General features: G+C 36.3%; 21 protein-coding genes and 1 pseudogene. 6 read left to right on the plus strand and 16 right to left on the minus strand.

The window, feature by feature from the left end:
* Nucleotides 1-156: 156 nt before the first annotated feature.
* Both ACIQX2_RS17845 and ACIQX2_RS17850 read right to left on the minus strand, forming a co-directional pair.
* Nucleotides 157-1,140, minus strand: a complete 984-nt coding sequence (locus tag ACIQX2_RS17845; RefSeq protein ID WP_402853538.1) for an ornithine cyclodeaminase family protein — start codon at nucleotides 1,138-1,140, stop codon at nucleotides 157-159.
* Between the two features lie 64 nt (nucleotides 1,141-1,204).
* Nucleotides 1,205-2,545: an MFS transporter gene (locus tag ACIQX2_RS17850; protein WP_402853541.1), complete on the minus strand. Its 1,341-nt coding sequence runs from the start codon at nucleotides 2,543-2,545 to the stop codon at nucleotides 1,205-1,207.
* A 167-nt stretch (nucleotides 2,546-2,712) separates the two neighbouring features.
* Between ACIQX2_RS17850 and ACIQX2_RS17855 the strand changes: the two genes are divergently transcribed.
* The gene (locus ACIQX2_RS17855; protein ID WP_402853545.1) at nucleotides 2,713-3,225 is read left to right on the plus strand and encodes a helix-turn-helix domain-containing protein; all 513 of its coding nucleotides are present in this window, start codon (nucleotides 2,713-2,715) and stop codon (nucleotides 3,223-3,225) included.
* 316 nt (nucleotides 3,226-3,541) lie between these two features.
* The gene (locus tag ACIQX2_RS17860) at nucleotides 3,542-4,996 is read left to right on the plus strand and encodes a phospholipase D family protein (protein WP_402853548.1); all 1,455 of its coding nucleotides are present in this window, start codon (nucleotides 3,542-3,544) and stop codon (nucleotides 4,994-4,996) included.
* 235 nt (nucleotides 4,997-5,231) lie between these two features.
* On the opposite strand, the gene ACIQX2_RS17865 is transcribed toward ACIQX2_RS17860, so the two are convergent.
* The 5 genes and pseudogenes from ACIQX2_RS17865 to ACIQX2_RS17885 form a co-directional block, all read right to left on the minus strand.
* A complete protein-coding gene (locus tag ACIQX2_RS17865; protein ID WP_402853551.1) occupies nucleotides 5,232-5,663 on the minus strand; it encodes a hypothetical protein in 432 nt (143 codons plus the stop codon).
* A gap of 230 nt (nucleotides 5,664-5,893) precedes the next feature.
* Nucleotides 5,894-6,367, minus strand: coding sequence for an NUDIX hydrolase (locus ACIQX2_RS17870; RefSeq protein WP_402853554.1), 474 nt, complete (start codon nucleotides 6,365-6,367; stop codon nucleotides 5,894-5,896).
* A 24-nt stretch (nucleotides 6,368-6,391) separates the two neighbouring features.
* Nucleotides 6,392-6,865 (minus strand): YbaK/EbsC family protein, encoded by a 474-nt coding sequence (locus ACIQX2_RS17875; RefSeq protein WP_402853557.1) that lies wholly within the window; start codon nucleotides 6,863-6,865, stop codon nucleotides 6,392-6,394.
* Between the two features lie 323 nt (nucleotides 6,866-7,188).
* A pseudogene (locus ACIQX2_RS17880) lies at nucleotides 7,189-8,034 on the minus strand (S16 family serine protease); the annotation flags it as partial.
* Nucleotides 8,035-8,330: 296 nt separating this feature from the next.
* Nucleotides 8,331-9,065, minus strand: coding sequence for a YqcI/YcgG family protein (locus ACIQX2_RS17885; RefSeq protein WP_402853560.1), 735 nt, complete (start codon nucleotides 9,063-9,065; stop codon nucleotides 8,331-8,333).
* Nucleotides 9,066-9,230: 165 nt separating this feature from the next.
* On the opposite strand from ACIQX2_RS17885, the gene ACIQX2_RS17890 reads away from it, so the two are divergent.
* Nucleotides 9,231-10,085, plus strand: coding sequence for a dimethylarginine dimethylaminohydrolase family protein (locus tag ACIQX2_RS17890; protein ID WP_402853563.1), 855 nt, complete (start codon nucleotides 9,231-9,233; stop codon nucleotides 10,083-10,085).
* Between the two features lie 303 nt (nucleotides 10,086-10,388).
* Here the strand turns inward: ACIQX2_RS17890 and ACIQX2_RS17895 are convergent, their stop codons facing one another.
* Both ACIQX2_RS17895 and ACIQX2_RS17900 read right to left on the minus strand, forming a co-directional pair.
* Nucleotides 10,389-11,048: a hypothetical protein gene (locus ACIQX2_RS17895; protein ID WP_402853566.1), complete on the minus strand. Its 660-nt coding sequence runs from the start codon at nucleotides 11,046-11,048 to the stop codon at nucleotides 10,389-10,391.
* Nucleotides 11,041-11,559 carry a sigma-70 family RNA polymerase sigma factor gene (locus tag ACIQX2_RS17900; RefSeq protein WP_402853569.1) on the minus strand — a complete coding sequence of 173 codons (519 nt, stop codon included), beginning with the start codon at nucleotides 11,557-11,559 and terminating at the stop codon, nucleotides 11,041-11,043. Before ACIQX2_RS17900 ends, ACIQX2_RS17895 begins: the two co-directional genes overlap by 8 nt.
* A 661-nt stretch (nucleotides 11,560-12,220) precedes the next feature.
* Between ACIQX2_RS17900 and ACIQX2_RS17905 the strand changes: the two genes are divergently transcribed.
* A complete protein-coding gene (locus ACIQX2_RS17905; protein ID WP_402853571.1) occupies nucleotides 12,221-12,619 on the plus strand; it encodes a hypothetical protein in 399 nt (132 codons plus the stop codon).
* Between the two features lie 164 nt (nucleotides 12,620-12,783).
* On the opposite strand, the gene ACIQX2_RS17910 is transcribed toward ACIQX2_RS17905, so the two are convergent.
* The 4 genes from ACIQX2_RS17910 to ACIQX2_RS17925 form a co-directional block, all read right to left on the minus strand.
* On the minus strand, nucleotides 12,784-13,563 hold the full coding sequence (locus tag ACIQX2_RS17910; RefSeq protein WP_402853574.1) for a class I SAM-dependent methyltransferase: 780 nt from the start codon (nucleotides 13,561-13,563) through the stop codon (nucleotides 12,784-12,786).
* Nucleotides 13,550-14,263 carry a YwaF family protein gene (locus ACIQX2_RS17915; RefSeq protein WP_402853576.1) on the minus strand — a complete coding sequence of 238 codons (714 nt, stop codon included), beginning with the start codon at nucleotides 14,261-14,263 and terminating at the stop codon, nucleotides 13,550-13,552. The genes ACIQX2_RS17910 and ACIQX2_RS17915 overlap by 14 nt, the downstream gene beginning before the upstream one ends.
* Before the next feature lie 111 nt (nucleotides 14,264-14,374).
* Nucleotides 14,375-14,845, minus strand: coding sequence for a GGDEF domain-containing protein (locus tag ACIQX2_RS17920; RefSeq protein ID WP_402853579.1), 471 nt, complete (start codon nucleotides 14,843-14,845; stop codon nucleotides 14,375-14,377).
* 14 nt (nucleotides 14,846-14,859) lie between these two features.
* Entirely contained in the window at nucleotides 14,860-15,342 is a 483-nt protein-coding gene (locus ACIQX2_RS17925) for a nucleoside deaminase (RefSeq protein ID WP_402853582.1), read from the minus strand.
* Between the two features lie 144 nt (nucleotides 15,343-15,486).
* Between ACIQX2_RS17925 and ACIQX2_RS17930 the strand changes: the two genes are divergently transcribed.
* On the plus strand, nucleotides 15,487-15,984 hold the full coding sequence (locus ACIQX2_RS17930; RefSeq protein ID WP_402853584.1) for a DinB family protein: 498 nt from the start codon (nucleotides 15,487-15,489) through the stop codon (nucleotides 15,982-15,984).
* Nucleotides 15,985-16,110: 126 nt separating this feature from the next.
* On the opposite strand, the gene ACIQX2_RS17935 is transcribed toward ACIQX2_RS17930, so the two are convergent.
* From ACIQX2_RS17935 to ACIQX2_RS17945, 3 genes are all read right to left on the minus strand, one after another.
* A complete protein-coding gene (locus ACIQX2_RS17935; protein WP_402853587.1) occupies nucleotides 16,111-16,614 on the minus strand; it encodes a GNAT family N-acetyltransferase in 504 nt (167 codons plus the stop codon).
* A gap of 13 nt (nucleotides 16,615-16,627) precedes the next feature.
* Nucleotides 16,628-17,623, minus strand: a complete 996-nt coding sequence (locus ACIQX2_RS17940) for a glutathione S-transferase family protein (RefSeq protein WP_402853590.1) — start codon at nucleotides 17,621-17,623, stop codon at nucleotides 16,628-16,630.
* A gap of 113 nt (nucleotides 17,624-17,736) precedes the next feature.
* On the minus strand, nucleotides 17,737-18,981 hold the full coding sequence (locus ACIQX2_RS17945; protein ID WP_402853593.1) for an ATP-binding protein: 1,245 nt from the start codon (nucleotides 18,979-18,981) through the stop codon (nucleotides 17,737-17,739).
* A gap of 454 nt (nucleotides 18,982-19,435) precedes the next feature.
* Between ACIQX2_RS17945 and ACIQX2_RS17950 the strand changes: the two genes are divergently transcribed.
* Nucleotides 19,436-21,196 (plus strand): sulfatase-like hydrolase/transferase, encoded by a 1,761-nt coding sequence (locus ACIQX2_RS17950; protein ID WP_402853596.1) that lies wholly within the window; start codon nucleotides 19,436-19,438, stop codon nucleotides 21,194-21,196.
* Nucleotides 21,197-21,215 lie beyond the last annotated feature (19 nt).

The following is a 21,215-nucleotide window of genomic DNA, read 5'->3' on the forward strand; positions in this document are numbered from 1 at the left end:
AGATAATGCCATTGATTCCTCTATTTTATGAAAAATATTTTAGAGTTTTTCATCTGATTGTTTTCGATACTCGCTCTAGACGCTACTTTACTCGCTAAAGGGATAAGCTGAATACAAAAACTGCCTCCATTAAGGAAGCGGCTCTCTAAAATTATTTTATACTTCTATATGCGTACCAATGTTATGTTCTTTCGCTTTAACGTAGGTCCCTTTAGCTACAGCCAAATCAAAATAAGCTGCTCCGACGGATTTAAAGAGTGTAATTTCATCCCCGTTTTCTCTACCACTTACTTGATCCACAACTAGCTGTCCTAGTTCCCCGTGAACTTCATCAAATGACCACACGCCAATTTTTTCCGCGTGCATTAGTTCACCCGCTTCATCCTTCACTCCAGCTAAGTCATCTACAACTATTTTAGAAGCACGTTTGATCGTTGTCACGTCCATCTCCTGCATATGTGGTAAATAGGAACCTACGCCGTTGATATGTGTACCAGGCTTAAGATCAACTCCATTAAATACGGGCTCGTTGGAACGAGTCGCACAACAAATGATATCTGACTGATGGACTGCAATCGATACATCACCCACTACTTCAAATGGAATTTGAACACCAAAGTCTGTTAACTTTTCTCCAAATTTCTGTGCTTTTTCAGCATTACGATTAAACAATATTATTCGCTCTATATCTCGAACAGCGAGGACACCTAAAACTTGTTCGAATGCCATTGCACCTGTTCCAATAACCGTCAGTACCTTTGCATTTTTTCGAGCTAAATAATCAGTCGCTATTCCGCTTAACGCACCTGTACGTAATCGAGTTAAATAGGACGCATTCAACATTGCCACATGCTCCCCGTTTTGTGCATCCGACAATAATACGACCCCTTGTGTCGTCGGTTTGCCTTTAGACGGATTGTTCGGGTAGATCGTTACTACTTTAACTGCCGTGACTTCCTCTACTAGATCAGCGCTTGGCATATATAGAGCCGATGCTTCATGTTGTGGGAATTCGATCACGGTCCGATGTGGGTTTGCAATTTTCTCCGCTACCTTCGCCTTTAATAACTCTTCTACATCTTGTATTGCATCCTTCATCTTATATGTATGCATAATTTGGTTTTCATTCACTACTAACATGATGTATTCCTCCTATGATGAAAAAACTCGTCTTTAATTTTTGATCAAAGACGAGTTTGGTTATTTAGACTTCGCTTAATCCTTTATTAGTTTGGACCTTTTTGTTAGCCATTTCTACTGTTTGGTTTTCTTCATCTAGATTTTCCTGACTACGATCCTTCACAGCCCAAATAGCCACTAAAGAAATAACTGCTGTGAAAATAATATAAATAGCTACTGGTACATAAGATCCGTTAAACTTTAACATTAAGCTTGCAGCAACTAATGGTGCTGTACCTCCTGCTAAAGCTGCTCCAATTTGGTAGCCTAGTGTAACTCCTGTATAGCGAACCTTCGCATTAAAGATTTCAGAGAACATAGTACCAAGTACCGCTGTAATAGGAGCCCAAATAATTCCTAACCCAATTACTGTTGCGACAACCAACAGAACGACCGATTGCTGTTGAAGCATCCAGAAGTATGGGAAAGCAAATAAAAGCATCCCCACTGTTCCAGCAACATACACTTTTTTCCGTCCAATTCTATCCGATAAGCTTCCCATAATAGGAATCAGGATAGTTGTAATAATTGTCGCTACCATTACAGTATTCAATGTGGTTGTACGAGAAAAACCTAATTCTGTAGTTGCGTAGGAAACGACAAATGTCCCAAAAATATAAAACGGTGCCGTCTCTACAACCTTTGCTCCAATTGCTATTAATACTTCACGCCAGTGATACTTTAATGTATCTACTATTGGTAATTTAGGAATATCTCCAGTCTCTTGCACTTTCTTAAATGAAGGTGTTTCATCAATTCCTTTACGAATCCACAAACCGAAAATTACAAGTAGGGCACTTAATATAAATGGTACGCGCCAGCCCCAGGTCATGAACGATCCTTCTGGAAGTAAAGTCATGATAGACAACGCAACTGTTCCCAATACCATTCCGATCGTGACACCCATTTGAGGTATAGATCCATATAATCCTCTTTTTTCTTTCGGTGCGTACTCCACTGCCAATAATAATGCTCCTCCCCATTCCCCTCCAATACCTAGTCCTTGAACTAAGCGTAAAGTGATTAACAGAATAGGTGCCCAAATACCGATCGCCTGATAGGTTGGAAGTAATCCCATTCCAAATGTAGCAACCCCCATCAGCGATAAAGTAACAACCAATGTTTTTTTACGTCCAATTCTATCTCCAATATGACTGAAGATAATTCCCCCAAATGGACGTATGAAGAATGATAAAGCAAAGGATGCATACGCTAGTATCAACCCTACCGATGGGTCTTCTGTAACAAAAAATACTTGATTAAAAACAAGCGCAGCAACTGTCCCATATAAGAAATAATCAAACCATTCTATCGAACTTCCTACCAAACTAGCAATCCATACTTTTCTCATTCCCTTTGAATCCATCTTACATCTCCCCTATCTTAAAATTGAAGTGACACTTTAATTCTCCCGTCTTTTATTCTAAAGAGTTTAAAATTTTCTGTCAACGTTGTTTTGTAAATAAAAATTGGAAGGATTTGAAAAGAGTAAGGTATGATGGATATATACATTAAAGTTAAGGAGAATGATATATGTCTTCTCATTCAATAGGCAAGATCTTAAAAGAATTACGAAAGGAACGTAAGCTAACGTTAAAGGAGCTTGCAGAACAGACTGATGTCTCTATCAGCTTCTTATCTCAGGTTGAACGTGAAAAATCGAGCGTTACACTAGAATCCTTAAAAAAGATTGCAGATGCATTAAAAGTGAATCCAACGGTATTTTTCCCTGAAAACACAAAGGCTGATGAACTAGAAGAAATTAGACAGCAATACTATTACAAGGATTTATCGTGCGGGATGAAAGAAGCTTCATATGCACCTATCCTTGTAACCTTACAGCCTGGTGAAAACGAAGGTAATGCCTTCGCACACGGTGGTCACGAATTTTTATTCGTCCTTGAGGGGACCTTGACAGTTGTTGTGGATGAGGTAAAACAGGAATTACATGAGCAGCAATCTATTATGTTCGATGCGAGCAAATCGCATTATTGGTATAACTACTCAGATAAACCGATTCGTTTCATCGTCGTTTCTTCTAAATGATGAACATAAAAAAGAGCCCAAAGGAATGGGCTCTTTTTAAAATTTCGTATGAGATATATTCTTTAAACCGATAAATTATATATCCTTTAAATTTTCCATTAGCTTCAGATTATTGCACCAAAAACTTAATAATTAGCCTCTATAGTTTAAGCGAATACTTTCATAATCTTGAATTTATTTATATAACCAGGGCTTTAGAGAACCCTTTTCTCCATATTGATGAGTGACTAATCATCCAGATGATTATTACAAATGGTTTGTATTTAATAATTTAAGGGAAAAGTACTTAAAAAAGAGAATTTTAGGGGGAAGAAATATGGCTAAGAAGCATAGTAAGCCATGGAGTAAACGTAAAAGAATCGTGATGGGTTCTCTAGGGATTTTTGGACTTATTTATATAGCTGTTATACTTTGGCATACATACAAGCCTTTACCTGAAGGCGTCTCCTTTAAAGGAGACATACATAAAACAGATTCGGTCGAGATGATTACGGATTTAACTTATGCCCAGGATCGTGAAGGAACTGGAATGGTGCATGAAAACCACATCTTTGATGAAGTTTATCAAATGATTGAAGAGGCAGAAGATTTTGTTGTAGTCGACTTCTTCTTAGTTGATGGATTTTACGATGAAAAAGAAGATTTCCCTAAAATTGCTGATACGCTTTCAGCTAAATTAGCTCAAAAAAAGATAGAGCATCCGGATATGCCCGTTGTATTTATCACCGATCCATTGAACAAAGGCTATGGATCTTATGAGAATGAATGGTTTAAGAAAATGAGAGATGCTGGCGTCGAAATTGTCTATACAGATTTAGATTCTTTACGCGATTCTACACCAATCTACTCAGGTATTTATCGTATTTTTTTCCAGTGGTTTGACTTTGGTGGAAATGGTTGGATTCCAAATGCGATGGCTAGTGAGGCTCCTAAAATGACGGTCGCTTCCTATTTGAAATTACTCAATATCAAAGCAAATCATCGGAAGGCAGTAGTAACCGAAAAAGAAGCAATAGTGACTTCCTCTAATCCTCATGATGCTAGTGGATTTCATGGCAATATTGCCTTGAAGGTAAGTGGTCCAGTATTAAATGATATTTTAGAATCCGAGGAAGCTGTATCATTATTTTCTGGAGGTCCTAAGCTGCCCCGTGTTGATAAGAAAGAATCAGATGGACAATATCAAGTTCAGTATATGACAGAGAAGAAAATCTTAGATGCGCTCCTTGCAGACTTAGCAGCAACAAAAGAAGGAGACAAAATTTGGCTTGGTATGTTTTTTGTATCTAAACGAGATATCGTCAATGCTCTCATAGATGCAGCAAATAGAGGTGTAGAAGTTAATATGATTCTCGATCCTAACGAAAATTCTTTCGGACAAGAAAAATCAGGTCTCCCAAATCGTCCAGTAGTGCAGGAAATGGTTGAGGATACAAAAGGTAAATTAAACATACGTTGGTACAATACCGTTATCGGTCAATACCATACGAAATCAATTTGGATTCAATCGGATGAGCATACGATTATTTCAAATGGTTCTGCTAATTACACGGAAAGAACACTAGACAATTATAACCTAGAAAGCAATTTAAAGGTGATCGCACCGAATGATAGCCAGTTAGTAACGGAAATGGAGAGTTATTTTGAACGACTTTGGAACAATGAAGATGCTTTGTACACAGTAGAATTGGAAGAGTTCCAAGATAGTTTTACTTGGTGGCAGCGCTGGATTTATACTTTGCAAAAGTTTACGAAAATAACTACTTATTAATTGTGTTCACATATTTAGTCTAATATCAAAACATAATAAAAACGCTGAGTATATTCAGCGTTTTTATTGTTTAATAATAGGTAGTTTCTTTCCGCTTATTCAGAACATATTTGTTTATAATTAATTTATATTTAGGTAAACATCCTATACATTTTTCCTTGAACCCAAATAAAATATAAAAAAGAATCCATAAATACGACCACTCGTATGGATTCTTTTTTTCGTTGTACTACGGTTAGTCGCCACCTCCCCCGCCACCACTACAATCACCACCATTATCACTGCTAAAACTTGCGCTACCACTATTATAACCTACGTTTCCACAATCCCCATCGCCACCACCAAAGTAGCTCCATGCGAAATCGCTTTCAGATACACTCTTTGGTTTCTCTGTCCCGTAATGAGATTTTGGTTTCAACTTTGTGATTTCAAACAAGTAAGGTAGCAACACACCACCAATGAGTGACGCTATAACGAAACCAGCTATACTAAAATCTGAACCGATTAATACGAACGTGCCAAAGGCTGCCATGACCGTAAGGACGAATAGGAATTTAATAACTTCGGAGTTGAAGCCCAGCTTGAATAATAAGTATATGAGATGGGCAACTTTAAATACGACTGTTACAGCAATACCTGTAAAAATTACCATAAATATAATACTCATATTATTCCTCCTTAACGAAAGGTACTTGTATTAGTAATACGGTTTAATATTAAAAAAGTCACAAAATTCTGAACACTTACTTCCATTTTTTTTAATTAAAAGCAAATGATCTGATACCAGGAATTTTTGAAGTACTAATATATGTATTAGAAATTGTACCAACGAGTTGTTTGACTTTCCAAATTTCTCAGCAGAGATGGAAGAAAAAAACAAGAAAAGCTCTGAGCATTTCAAGTCTCTACAATATGCTTTATATGCGGAGGTATCTCGGACATTTTCTCCTTCAAAAACTGTGGATATAGATTTATATTATTAATTTCGTCCAACGATTTCCAATAATAGGTATGTGTCTTCCCATTTTCGTCAACTACAAATTTACTGCCTTTTTTAAGGACTTCCTCATCTTTTAGCTCTAACAAATAAAAGAAGCAAACTTCATGAAATTGTTCATGAAAAGATTCCTCTTTAAAAAAGTTTTCATTTACCCAGAGCATCCGGTTTACGTTCACTTCTATTCCCAGCTCCTCTTTTATTTCACGCTTTACGGCATCTTCGCTTTTTTCGTTCATCCTGATCCGACCGCCAGGCACATAATAATATGGTTGACCTTTATCTTGCATGATCAGCAACTTCTCGTCGTGAACCAACAATCCAGCTACTCGATAATTAAATCTACCTTCAGTCGTTTTAAAAGATATATCCATTTTGTACACCCCTATTGTGCAATATTAATTCGTCCAACCTTTGCAGACATCCACCCACTCAACCGCTTTTGCAACAGAAAAAAGTTCTTCACATGTAAGTTCAATTGCACTATTACTACTCCCACAAGCCGGAAAAATTGTTTCAAAACGTTTTAACGACTCGTCTAGATAAACATTGATATGTGCTGGAATTCCAAATGGACAAACTCCTCCAACAGCATGTCCCACCTGTTCTAATACTTCGTCTGGAGACAACATTTTTGCTTTCACTTTGAATATGCTCTTAAATTTTGCATTATCAATTTTTGTATCACCAGCAGCAACTATTAATATACAACCTTCATCAAACTTGAAAGAAAGTGTTTTAGCTATCCTAGCAGGTTCGACATTCAGTGCTATAGCCGCTAATTCTACAGTGGCACTCGACGCCTCATATTCTTGTATTTTATTCTCCATTCCAAATCCTTTAAAATATTCTCTTACTAGTTCAATTGCCATTACCAATCCCTCTTCACTCTTTCCATGTATTTTTCAGATTAATACATCTATTCTACTTGTTTATATGGAAACTTGCCTAGCCTAAAATTTCTTAATACTACTTTTCAGCCATTAAAAAACAAGTAATAGCATCTTCCTCTATTACTTGCTTTATAGTCATACAGTTGGCTGTTTAGCTTTCTTTCTCATGGACTGTGGAATATATACGCAGTATGGTTCGCTTTCCATGTAATCTCTGGTAACATTGTATGCTCTGGATCGGTATCCTCCCTATCAGGGGTGCCATGCTCCTCATTTAATTCTTGAATACGATTTATAGCTTGATCAATATGACTAACATCCAGTATTTCTAATGTTAGATTGTGTGTTTTCTTCACTTCCTTTGCCTCCTTCACATTCTCACTAGGGATAATCATGTACGGGTAAGAGAGTCCCTCTGCTATCAATAATTTTTCTTTGATCATGCCAATTTCCTTCACATCACCTGTCGGGCTTAATGCACCAGTAACACCAAAAGTTAAGGCATTTTCTAGTTCTCCTTCTCCGATTAAAGCAGACAGCGCTAATCCAAGTCCTAGGCTATCACCAGTAATATCCTTTCTCTTTAGAACCTTTTGAATACTACTAGTATCATCCTTAAGGTAGCTGGCTACATTCTCTTTCATAATATTGAAATCATCTTTTTGAATTCTTAACCATTGAAGGATATCACTATTCTTACTCTGATAACGAGTTTGGTTATTAACTTCATATAAGTCTATTATGTCTAAATTATCTTGCTGTAGACCTTCCAGTATAAGTTCCTTATCTTTAAGGTAACCAATCTCAAAAGTAGTTACGAGCATTAGGTGTATACCTGAATTGTCGGAGGCTTCTATCGGTTCAGCATGGCGACTAACTATATATGTATTTGTTTCGTACCATAATAATGGAGCTTCCAGGCACATTAAAATAGTAAGACTAGTTGCAATCCAACTAAATTTCCGCACCCTTATCTTATTATTACGATATATAAATATAAAAATTATTATTAACGCTAATGCAACGAGCATTACTCCTATAAAAACAAAAGCATTTATATGATTCGTATAATAGGCTGCCAACAAACTACAATAAATAACAATGACAGCGACAACCATCCATATAAAAGGTACATTTCTTTTAATCATATTCAGCTCCCTTTCTGAATCTCAAGAACAACCATCCCTTTGATTAGGTTAGTTCTTCCATCTATTACATTGTACTATGAATTATTCCTTATTTTATAAGACTTTAGGTGAAAAGTGATGAAGGTCACTACAAATGTAATTGAAAATGATTATCATATAGGTAATAACGTAAAGGTGGGATACTATGGATACGCAAAAGATTTTAAAAAAAGAACCTTTCGACAAATGCCCGCACCAAAAAAGCACGTGGGACAGTTCCCACGTACTTCTTTTCACTATATTATATTTCCTTGAATTTATGCCAATGATTTATGATGGAATGGACATTTTCCTTGAATCGGTTCGATATCATCACCTATAAACGATTGCTTCCATTCATTATGCGTCGGGTCGCCGAAGTGACCTATGTCTGGATGCTTTGGCAGCTGATCCCACGCTTCTACACGTTTACGGACTTTCTCACGTGACATAATACCACCTTTTTCTGTCCCCTCTAATCCTTCAAATATTTTACGAGGTTGGAATCCAAGCACCATTGCATTTCCTAGGTGACGTGTCTTTCGCTTTTTGTATGCCGGAGCATTGCCGAACACAAAGATAGGCTCTCCATTAAATCGGAAATCCCATAAATAGTGGTCTGGGTCACGAGGACTGTCTTCTGGCCATTCCACTTCATCGACCTCATGTAAGTATTGAAGGATATCCCAAAATTGCTTGCGGTAATCATCAATAGAACCTTCCTTTTCAAAAGGCTCTACAAATACAAAAAGACCATGTCTCTTATAATTTGGTAATTTAAATAAATCTAGAAAGCCTGCTACTGCCGCGGGTAGATTGCTCCAGTCGGATTGATTGATGTAAGCATAGCGAAGCTCGCCCTTCAGTTCGCCACTCATTCCGAAAAAACACGGAAATGTTTTATCCGTCACCGTATTATGAAAGGTTTCATATTCCGTATAGAGCCAACTCGGCAAGTCTTTCCTAGTATGAAAATCCTCTTTAGTCAATAATGCCTGTTCCTTCGTAATCATACAATCTCCTCCACTATCTTTTTTCCCGTCTCTTATATTTAGTCTTTACCCCAACGTAAAATTCCTGAAACAACATATTCTATCAAACTAAATTGCATAAACAGGTTATGAAATGAAAAATATAGGGAATAAGAAGGAATGAATAAAGAAACTGGAGGATGACTAATGGGGAAAATTATGCAAGACCAATCTCAAATACATTGTCAAAGTGAATATGGAATACTTCAAAAAGTAATTTTATGTGAGCCAAAATATATGGAAATAAAAGAAGTAATTAATGATGTTCAAAAAAGATATATACAAGATAATATTGACCGTTCGCTTGCCGTTTCGCAGCACCAGAAATTTGAGCAAGCTTTACGGAATGCAGGTGTAGAAGTGATAAAACTACAACCAAGTAAAAACCATCCTGAACAAGTCTTCACTAGAGATATTGGTTTTACATTGGGCAACCACTTATTCATTTCCGAAATGGCAAATCCGATTCGTAAAGGGGAAGAAAAAGTATTAGCTCATTGGATGAATGAGCAGGACGTTTCTTATAAAAAACTTTCCACGCACCCAATTGAAGGCGGGGATGTAATCGTGGATGGCAATCGGGTGTTTGTTGGAATAAGCGATCGAACATGTATGAAAGCCGTACGAACTTTGCAAGCTGAATTACCAAATTTTGAAATAGTCCCAATTCCTTTTGACCCAAAATTTTTGCATTTGGACTGTGTTTTCAATATTCTTTCCTCAAAAGACGCACTAATTTATCCGACTGCGCTTGACCGGAAAATCGTGGACCATTTGGCGAGTATGTATCATTTAATAGAAGTGAGCGAAAGTGAGCAGTTCTCCATGGGGACGAATGTGTTGTCGATTGGTGAAAATCGAGTGTTTAGTTTACCAACTAATCATGACGTTAATGAGCAGTTGCGACAACATGGATATCAAGTGCTGGAGGTCGATTTCTCAGAAATCATTAAATCAGGTGGATCGTTCCGATGCTGCTCTATGCCGTTGCTACGCAATTAAAAGATGTTAGCCCATACAATTGAAAAGATAGCCCATAACCCAAGGTTTTGCATTCATAAATGGCGATATCGCCCATAAAGTCTTCGATATAGCCCGTAAATCTATCTCTATAGCCCTTAAATCTGCTACAATAGCCCTTAATCCGACTCTCAGAAAACATTGGGGTACTTTTCACCCCAATGTTTTTCATTATTTGAATTTAATTTTCACATTGTTACATCCAGTCGATTTTGATTTAGACAGCTCCTCATCCGCTTTCATCCCATTTTAACTGAACATGAGTTAGCCATCTTATGATCACAACTAATTTAAAATCTGTTCTATTTTTGGAAAGTCTGGATTTTTCAAAAGATCCTTTTCACCACGCATTAGATATAAGTAGAGATTTCCGTCAGGAACGATTGTAGCCTTTAATAGCTGACCAGTTTCTTTCGAGTAGAAATAACGGTCATTTCCAGTTGTCGGAGTAAGAAATTTAAATCCTTTGTAATCATTAAATAATTTGTCAAAGTAAGTTTTATCTACTTTCATAAATATTATTGAATCTAATTTGTCTTGATAAAAATAGAATCTCGCGATGTCTCCATAATCCAATATGAAATCTGCCCCACTGCCATCCTCAAAATCATCAACTGTATAATTTACACCCAAGCGTTCTATTACTTTTGATTGTGAGTCACCTAACGTTACACCATGAAGATATAATAAACCTTGATCTTCGGAGATTGAAGGTTTGGTAAAATCCAGTTGCATTTCGGTTGCAGACTGTTGTTCATTTTCTATAAATATTTCGTTAAAGACAAATAGTATTGTGCTTATTGTTAAAACTGCAGTAATAACTACATATCTCCATTTATATTTGGATCTCCTTGAAGTATTTTCTATCTCATCCACTACATTTTGCATTACACGTTGTTTACTAGTTCTTAAATCTTTCACCTCATTAGGAATATAGTTATTCATTTAAAAGTACCTCCCATTCTATTCCTTTCAGTTGATTTCTTAATAGTTCTTTACCTCGTCTCAATCGAGTTTTTACTGTACTTTCTGGAATAGATAAAATATGAGCAACCTCCGTAATAGTCATCTCATTAAAATAAAAGTAAATAAGAACTTCTCGTTGTTTTAAGGGCAACTCAATAATTGCTTCACCAATTATTGCTTGCTCGTCTTTTCTAACTAATTCATCTGCATTTCTTTTACCTGCTGGTGGAAACAATTTATTTTGTAGTTGTACTTTTCTATATGCCCAGCTTTTTAAATAATCCTTGCTTTTATTAACAGTCATTTTTGTTAAATAAGCTTTTAACTCTCCGCGGTCTTCATAATAATTCTTATTATGATAAAACTTAATGAATACTTCTTGTACAATGTCCTCTGCCGCTTGGAGATCCTTCACGTAGTAATAAGCCAAACGTAATAATGGTTCTGTATATTGAAGCATTAGCTCTTTTAAGTCATGAATATTTAGCAAAACCACAACTCCTTTCGTTATATATTAAACGATAACCAAATTACAAAAGTTTGGATTTTTCTAAATTTTTTCAATGCATATTAGTTCTGAAAGAAAAAGCTTAAAAGAATTTATTCCGAAGCTAATAATGCTAATGAGGATTGCGCTAAAGGTGCAGTTTACTAGTATCGAGAATCCTTTCATTTAATTTAAAGTAAAGAGTCAGAACTTTTAGTGAACGGTAACGTCATAATATTTAGTTAAGCGAAGGGGTGAGATCTTGGGCTTTTGGTATTTCTTAATATTATTCCTTGGATTATTTTTAGTAGTTAAGGGGCTACTTGGCAATAAAAAATTTAGCTTAATATTCGTAGGTCTATTATGTATTTTGTTATCAATATTTATGTTTTCACCCGGAAGTGCTGAAATGATTTCGGAGTTATTCAATTTGAATTAGTATCAGCTCTCTTTTCATTTTCAACTTAAACAACTGTTTTGTTGGATAAGAAATATATTCAATGTATAACATTATTACGTTTATTCAATAATTTTGCTTAAAAAACATTGTAGTATCTTATTCAACTAAAGGAGCAGTTTAGTTTTAATAAGAGGTATTTTTATACAATTGTCGAAATAGTCATTACATTGGGGCAATTTAATCCGGATTTGAGGGGGGGTAATGTTGAGAAATATACTTATTTTACTATTTACAATGATTTTACTTACAGCTTGTTCAAATCAAGAAACTATTAAAGCCACTGGTGAAGGAGACTTATGGAATGCACAACTAATATACGAAATGACCGATACCCATCTCTCCGATAGAGGAGGAATTGAATATACAGGGGATGAGGAACTCCTATATGTCACTTATTCGGTTGTTACTGACGAAGGCGGGCGTACTGGAGAAGTTGAACCTCAAGAAGAACAAACTGCAATATCCTTTGAGACGGGCGGAGGAAATAATCCTCCAGCTACTAAAGATCAAGCAATTTTATCGTTAAACGACGCTACTGTTGAAATCAAATGGCGTACTATTACAGGTGAATATGAAGAACTAATTAATTTAAAAGTAAATTAGTTTTTACGAAATATTAATTGACATATTTCCGTTCTTCTTCAATGGGTGCTTTAGTAAAAATGGATAGTAAGATACATGAGTTTGGAGATATATTTCCAAGCTCTTTTTTATGGCAATATACTGATGGACAAAATAGATCTGATCCAACAAAACAATCCTTTCGTTTAGTTGGTTAAACGAACGATATAGCGAGAAAAAGTTATAGCTAAGCCTTGCTCGGTTCTATTTTCATCAAATATTCTTGTAATTTCCACTAAATTTTCTTCCTTAAGCCTCTCAAAAACTTGAGCAGTTTGACCAAAACAGCGTAATTTTAATACATCTAAAGGAGAATGCAGATATTCTGTACTTGCTATATGCTCGAGCTCAGCAGAAGTGAAATTACTTATTTCCAATTGACCATTTATTTTATCTAATATTGGTGTACCTGAAGATTCCTCAAACAAATTTGGGAAAAGTTGAGGCAGTTCCTTCCCAGATTCATCCCCTGGATGAAGACCAAGAATTGTTCCACCCTTTTGAACTATTTCTGTAAGAGAAGGATAGGCAGAGGTTGGTCCTTTTCGAATATATGCACTATCGAATTCACCTTTTTCAAAAGGTAATCCTTGCTTTGTATTTCCAACTACAAATGAGAGATTTGCTTTTTTATGGGCTTTTGCAATTTCTAAAAAATTCTCTGTTACATCGAACCCTATTATCTCTTTTGCAATTGAACTACAATGAAAAGTAAATTCTCCATGTCCACAACCAACGTCTAAAACTTTTCTATCTTTAGCCATATCCCTCACTTCTTCATCAAATATAGATTCTCCATTAGGCTTACTAGGTGTAGTATTCCAAGTATATGTATAAATTCGCTGTAACTCAGAAAGCTGTTGATACCATTCGATTGAATGGGGAGATAGCCAATCTGAAAGACTTGTAGGATCATGTAATGTCATAGGTAGCAGTCTCCTTATGCTTCTTCGTCTTAAATAAAAGCCATAAACAGCAAAATACAACGAACGCAACTAACTCTAGGGATAGAATATACCATGGATAAGGACCTAAAAAATCCAGCAAGCTTCCACCTCTAGGCTTTTCCTGTAAAAACATATAATTGCCTTTAACTAAAATGTTTATAGCAAATAGGAATGGCAACAATACATTTAATGTAATCATCGTCTGAACAACCCCTTTGAAGGTAGGTCTGTAACCTTTCACCCAAGTAAAATAAAGAGCAGTTAAGATGATGCCAAAATGCGTGTAGAAGAAATGGAAGAACCTAAAATGCGGAAAGTTAAGATCCAAGACTGGAGTGGCAACTGCCTGAATAGCTCCCCCAATACCAGCGTAAAAAACAAATGGATATAGCCTCTTGCTCCCAGTCCACAGTAAAACAATGCATACTATCAAACTAATACTACATAGTTCAAGTGGTAAAGAGTTGCCAAAGTCCCATCTTCCTGTTTGAACAAGCCATATATAATAATAACCGTCCATTATGAATAAAGTAAGAGCGAAGAAACGTTCAATGAATTGGACTTTCTTTTGTTGAATTGACCACCTATTTCTACAGATAAATAACAGAAGGATTAGTAAGCATAAAGTAATCATTGAACTTATATGTACTGCCGAAAACATTTCGAATGCAGATTCCAATTTTCCCCCTCCCTCCTTGACTCTATTCTATTAATATTCGGCTAAAGATTATGAATTTCCTCTACAAAAAGTAGAGATAAAAAAGCTACCTGATTTATCTAGTAGCTTTTATCATTTGAATTTTATTTTCACGTTATTACGTCCAGTCGACTTTGCTTTATATAACTCCTCATCTGCTACAGAAAGTATTTCTTCCTTATCCTTAAATTGACTTACTAGACCATGAACGCCACCCACGCTGATAGTCACCTGAAAGGAATGCTGCTGCCAACAAAACTTAAAATTCAGATTTTCCACAGCCTCTCTCAAATTCTCTGCAAATTGAGCAAGGTCCTCTGCCTCAATATCTGTTAATAAGCATATAAATTTATCTCCAGAAAAATAACTTAAAAATCCTTTGTGATTACCCATAACTGTTCCCAAGCAATCGGCCACTAGTACGAAACAACGATCGCCTTCCAACTGTCCATGAAAATCAATATAGCGTTTGAAATAGTCGATATCGATCATACAAAGTGCCAAAACTTGAGAATCTGCCATACTCACGTACTTTAAAAGTTCTTCCATCTTAAATGTTTTCACTGGCACGTAGCTCCTCAACGTCCCTTTGCGTAAAACTGATGGTGAAGTTGACGAACTTGCTCCGCTAGTTCAGGAACAGGACCATCGATTGTGGTATCCCGAATTACTTCATGAATGGGAAGATTACGTACGCGTGATGGAGATACCTTCAATTCACTCAACCATTGTGCTAATTGTTCAGACGAACTGGCATAAACGATTCTACCTAAACCAACCCAACCATGGGCAGCAGCGCACATGGGGCAATGTTCGCCAGAGGTATATACTGTCGCCTTACTTCTGTCTTCTGGTGTCATGTTATTGGCTGCCCAACGCGCCAAAGCAAATTCTGGGTGTTGAGTATGGTCACCACCTGCAACTCTGTTATGGTCTTCTGCAAGCACCTCTCCGTTAGGTGAGACAAGTACTGAACCAAATGGCTCATCACCTTTCTCCAGTGCCGTTTTTGCTAATTCAATACAATGTTGTAGGTGCTTCAAATCTAAATCACTTATCATAATTTTATCCTCCCTCACATTCAATCCTTTCACTCATTTTATGTTTGAACTATTTAAATAGCAATATTAATATAGGCTCTGCTATAATCATTCCTAAACTAGAAAACTAAAAATTCAGATTTATTTTTAAAGGAGGAATTTAAAATGCGTGACAACGAACTACTCGTTACCTTCAAAAGCGATCTTTACAATTATTCATTGGAACAGCTCAGATATAATTCGGATGAGGGGGTTTGGTCTATTGGACAAATGTATGATCATTTAATTGTTGTTGCTCATGAGTATCTTGATAATTTGGAAATATGTGCTGCATTAAACGAAGAACACCCCTTTGGGAAAACCCAGTTTGGAGAGCAATTATATAAAAACGGTGGGTTTCCACCTATAAAAATAAGATTGCCAGATGAACTAAATTCTCCACCAAATAATTCGGATAGCAAGGGATTTCTAATTAGTAGGATGGAACTGTTAATTCATAGAATGAGTCATATGAAATCAAAAGTGGATTATATTAATCCTAATAATAAAGTGGAACATGGTGGGTTCGGTTGGCTGAATGGAAAGGAATGGTACGAGTTGGTTGAAATGCATTTTCGTCATCACTTGCTTCAGAAAAAGGAGTTAGATAGTTACTTAGGCTAAATTTCTTTATGAAAAATCATAGTTAAAAAGACAGAAAAAAATCACCTTGCGCTTTGACATAGTCCTTCATAAAAATAACCTAGCTCTAAAACAGGATAGACTGTTTAAAACTAGGTTACTTTTTAATTAGAACGTGATACGGAATGCTTTTACGATAATGCCATCATTTGCTGGTTCAAAATCAAATTGCGGAAGGCGTTCAAAGCCAAGATGCGAATATAACTTCATGGCATTTTCCATAAAATCAGCAGTATGGAGACCCATCTCAGTGAACCCTTTTTCTTTTGAGCGCTTTATGCATTCATTGATAAGTGCTGTAGCTACACCTTTTCCTCTTGCCTTCGAGGATATTGCGAGCATACGTAGTTCCGGGTAATCCAGTTCTTCGTCTAACATACCTGCATATACTTGCTTATCTGGTGCAAACAAGGCAACACTTCCGACAATTTCTCCATCAATTTCTGCTACCATTCGTTCAATACCAGGTTTTGAATCAGCATCTGATAATATCGATTGTTTGAGTGTATTCCAATGTGCCTCCGGTATTTTGGAAGCATGCTCCTCGTATGCCTGTAATCTCATTTCACGTATAAATGCTAATTCTTCTTCTTTCGAATCGCGTATGATCAAAATTTACATCCCCTTAAATAAGAAATTTCTCTTTCTTACCACTCAAAGCTTCACGATTATGTTTTGAATGGAAGATGGACGTATCTGGACCTTTTGGTAGAATATTATTTGGGCCTTTTTGATCGTCACTGGCAATATGGTTTGATAAATGATAGTGTATTTTAATCGCATTAAAGTCTGTTGTATCACCGAAGCCGGGTGTTTGATATAAGTCGCGTAAGTAGCCCCATAAATTAGGGAAATCTACAATGCGATTGCGATTTGTTTTGAAAGCTGCGTAGTATGCAACATCGAAGCGTACAAGTGTTGCGTACAGACGAACATCTGAATCTGTAATATAGTCTCCAAACAAGAAACGTTGTGTAGATAGACGTTTTTCTAATTCATCCAAACGTGCAAATAAAACATCATATGCCTCTTCGTATGCCTCCTGAGAACGGGCGAACCCACATTTGTATACACCATTATTCACTTCATGGAAAATAACTTCACTTAAAGCATCAATCTCTTCTCGTAAATGCTCAGGATATAAATCTGGCGCATTTTCTTTATGAAATGGCTTCCATGCAGTTTCTAGATGATTCGTTAATCGAAAATAATCATTGTTAACTGCTTTTTTCTCTTTCACATCAACGATGACAGGGACTGTTGGTCTTCCCTCATATGTAGCATCCGCTTGGAGATATACTTCACTTATATATTTAATACCTAACACAGGGTCTACTCCATTTTCATCCAAAGAAAATTCCCAATCTACTCGATCAATATTTGGACGCATCGGACTAGCAGTTCCTAAGCTAATAACTTCCTCTAGCCCAAGCACGCTTCGCACAATGACAGAGCGATGTGCCCAAGGACAAACAGCAGCCCATAGCAAACGATATTTTCCAGCTTCTACTGAAAGTTCTCCACTGTCACTTCCAAAAGGTGTTGCAAAACGATTTTTTTGACGAATAAATTTACCTTTTTCATCCACTTCGGTTGGGACCTGTTTCTTTGTCTCTTCCAATTCTCATCATCCTTTTCTACTCGACTTAGTTTAGTTAAGTGTATGGATTTATTATCTCGAGGTCAAGATATAAAAACGGAAGAGCATTAAGTGTTTGAATTGCTATCAATAAACTAACAAGGGAAGCGAATGGTAAACTTAGTTCCTACCCCACATTCACTATCAATTTCCACTTTTCCTTTCATCGCATGAATTAGCTGATATGAAATGGTTAATCCAACTCCAGTTCCTTTTTCCTTGGTGGAGTAAAATGGTGTACCCATCTTTTGGACCTGTTCTTTTGTCATCCCACTTCCTGTATCAGTTATTTCTATAAAAATTTCTTCAAGCTTCGAATATAAGCGGATAGTAAGTAGTCCGTTTTCTTCCATTGCCTCAATTCCGTTTTTCATAATGTTTACCAAAATTTGTTTTAGTTCGACCTTATTTCCGTTCATATATAACGAATCCTGAATGGAAGATTCAATGCGTATATTCTTTATATTCGTGTATGAATTAATGAGACTAACGACATTCTTTACTTCAGTTGAAAGGTTAATGTTGCAGAATCCTTCTGTATGCGGCTTGGCTAACGATAAGTAATCATTAATGATAGATTGGGCATCGTTTAATTCTTTGAGTGATATGTCGATATAGTTCTTATAATTTTGTTGTAATTGAGGATCACTACTCATCAGCTGCAAAAATCCTTGGACAGTAGTCATAGGGTTTCTTATCTCATGTGCTACGGAAGCTGATAATTGACTTATTACATTCAATTTATCAGCCTGCTGGAGTTCCAACTGAATCTGTAAATGTTGGTCCACATAATCTATTATATAAACCACCAACAACAAACTGATCCAAGCACCTATAAAATAGAAAATCATTAAAGGTATTTGTTCCAAATGTTGGTTTATATACAAATATACTATTTTATTTATGGATGATACCAAAAAAACAAAGCTAACAACAAAGGCTTTACTCCTTAAGGTATATAATTTATATCTTTTCGTGAGAAAAACCAATAGTATCGCGATAAGTGAAATTACAATGATATCAAATAAATTACTATAGATTCCTACCCCACCGAGGTATACCCTGTAAAAAACTAAAACAGCCGTAAGAAGCAAACCTGGCAGCACTCCTATATAAATAAAAGAAATAATGATAGGTATAAGCCTAAAATCATAGTGAATATCCCCTTCTATTTCGATAGGGAAAGTCACCGTTAGGAAAAGCATGATTAGTAGTAAAAGTAACAACTTGGAGGACATTTTTCTGCGTTGCAACTCTCTCTCATTAAAAAAAAGTTGGTAAATTAGGATGAGGCAAAGCACCATGATTACTTGATTAAATAGATCTGGAAAATTAATCATGACACGGCACCGGCATAAACGGATAATTTTCGTATTTAGCTGAAATTACTAACATTACTTGTTTATGTATAGAATTATATACAGCCTTTTGGATGCGGTCCTTTATTGTTATTCTTGAATCATATAAGATCATAATTGCTCTACACCTCTATTAAATTTCTGACTATTCACTATTATACAAAAGACATATAGGAATGGATATAATATTTTACATAAATATAATGAAAACCAAGTACGTTACATAGTCCTAGCTTTTTATATCGAAATAAAAGGACATCCTTTAGCAATTAGTAGATGTCCAGCTCTAAATGTAATTTATAGGTCATTACTAATAAGAGTTCCATAAATAATATGTTGTTTCTTTTGGTTTATATTTGGACAGCTCTAGACTAAATATCCATTTCGCCCTATCACTTTTTCATACAATAAATGAAGGTAAAAAAATGAAGGGGTTATGAAATTGGACAGACCAAATATTCTTTTTATCATTGTAGATGAAGAAAGATTTCCAACTGTTTATGAAACCGACGCTTTAAAAGAGTGGCGAATGAAAAGTTTAAAAACACAAGCGCTGCTAAGAAATAAAGGAATGACATTTTTAAATCATTATATTGGAAGCACAGCTTGTGCACCGAGTAGAGCAACCCTATTTACCGGTCAGTATCCATCACTTCATGGGGTGACGCAAACAACTGGAGTTGCCAAAGGCGCATCTGATCCGGATGTATTTTGGTTAGATCCTAGCACGGTACCTACTTTAGGCGAATACTTTCGCACTGCCGGGTATCAAACTTACTGGAAAGGAAAATGGCATCTATCCGATGAGGATATTCTAATACCTGGTACTCATAATGCTCTCCCAAGCTATCATCCGAAAACTGGTGTCCCAAATCGTGCGCAAGAGCAACTTTATGAACATGCCAATCGATTGAATAATTTTGGTTTCGATGGTTGGATTGGTCCGGAACCGCATGGGTCTAATCCACGAAATTCGGGGTCTTCTGCAGGTGTAGGGGTAAGTGGGAGAGATGAATTTTATGCGAAGGATGTCGTGGATTTAATTCATTCGCTTGAAAAAAAGGCACAATTAGCTGATGAATCGCCATGGCTCATTGTTTCCTCTTTTGTAAATCCACATGATATTACGCTTCTTGGTCTATTTACTCGTTTCAATCCTATGTTTAATTTTGAGATTGATCCTATCCTTCCTTTCGTTCCACCTGCTCCTACCGCAAATGAAAATTTACTTACTAAACCTTCTGCTCAGCTCAGTTATCGGGATATCTACCAGCAGGCACTTCAGCCGACATTCGATTCCCTCCTTTATCGACAGCTCTATTATTCGCTTCAAAAGAAAGTAGACGATGAAATGTATAAAGTTTTTCAGGCTCTTAAATCATCTGTCTTTTATAAGGATACGATTATCGTTTTTACCGCAGATCATGGAAGCCTAGTCGGCGCGCATGGTGGATTATTTCAAAAATGGCATAATGCTTACGAAGAATCCTTGCATGTCCCGTTAATTATTCATAGCCCAAAGTTTTCTACTGCAATGGAAACGGACATGATTACAAGTCATTTAGATATAATTCCTACTCTTTTAGCTCTTGCAAATATCAATACAGTCGATGCTCAAAATGAACTCAAAAAAAGACACAGCGAAGTGCATCCATTGGTAGGACGAGATCTCTCCGCCTTGCTAAAAGGCAATAGCAAATTCCCACGAGCAAACGAACCTATTTATTTTATGACGGATGATGAAGTGACGAAAGGCATGAAGCAGTTTTCTGTAACGGGAAAACCTTATGAATCAGTTATCCAGCCAAATCACTTAGAAACCGTAATTTTGAAGCTTCCAACCGGGAAAGAAAAAGCGGATGAGATTTGGAAGCTTACTCGTTACTTTGATAATGCTCAGTTTTGGAGTAATCCAGGTATTGATGATGAAGTAACCGAACAAAAAGAGTCACATCCAGTGACAGATACTAAGGAAGTTGCCATTTGTATAACGACTACTAAGCAAGCTCCAGTCGATGATCAGTATGAATTATATAATGTTACAAGGGACCCATTGGAAGAATGTAATCTAGCATTTCATTTGAATGAAACACCCGAGTCAAAAGTAATCCAGAAAATATTACTTACGATTCTCCAGGAGCAATCCAAGGAAAAGAAATTATTTCCTACTAGTGGTACTGGAACAAGTACGCCATGACAAAAATAGTGCCAAACTA

The organism is Psychrobacillus sp. NPDC096623 (assembly GCF_044762655.1).
In the GTDB taxonomy this organism is placed as follows: Bacteria; Bacillota; Bacilli; order Bacillales_A; family Planococcaceae; genus Psychrobacillus.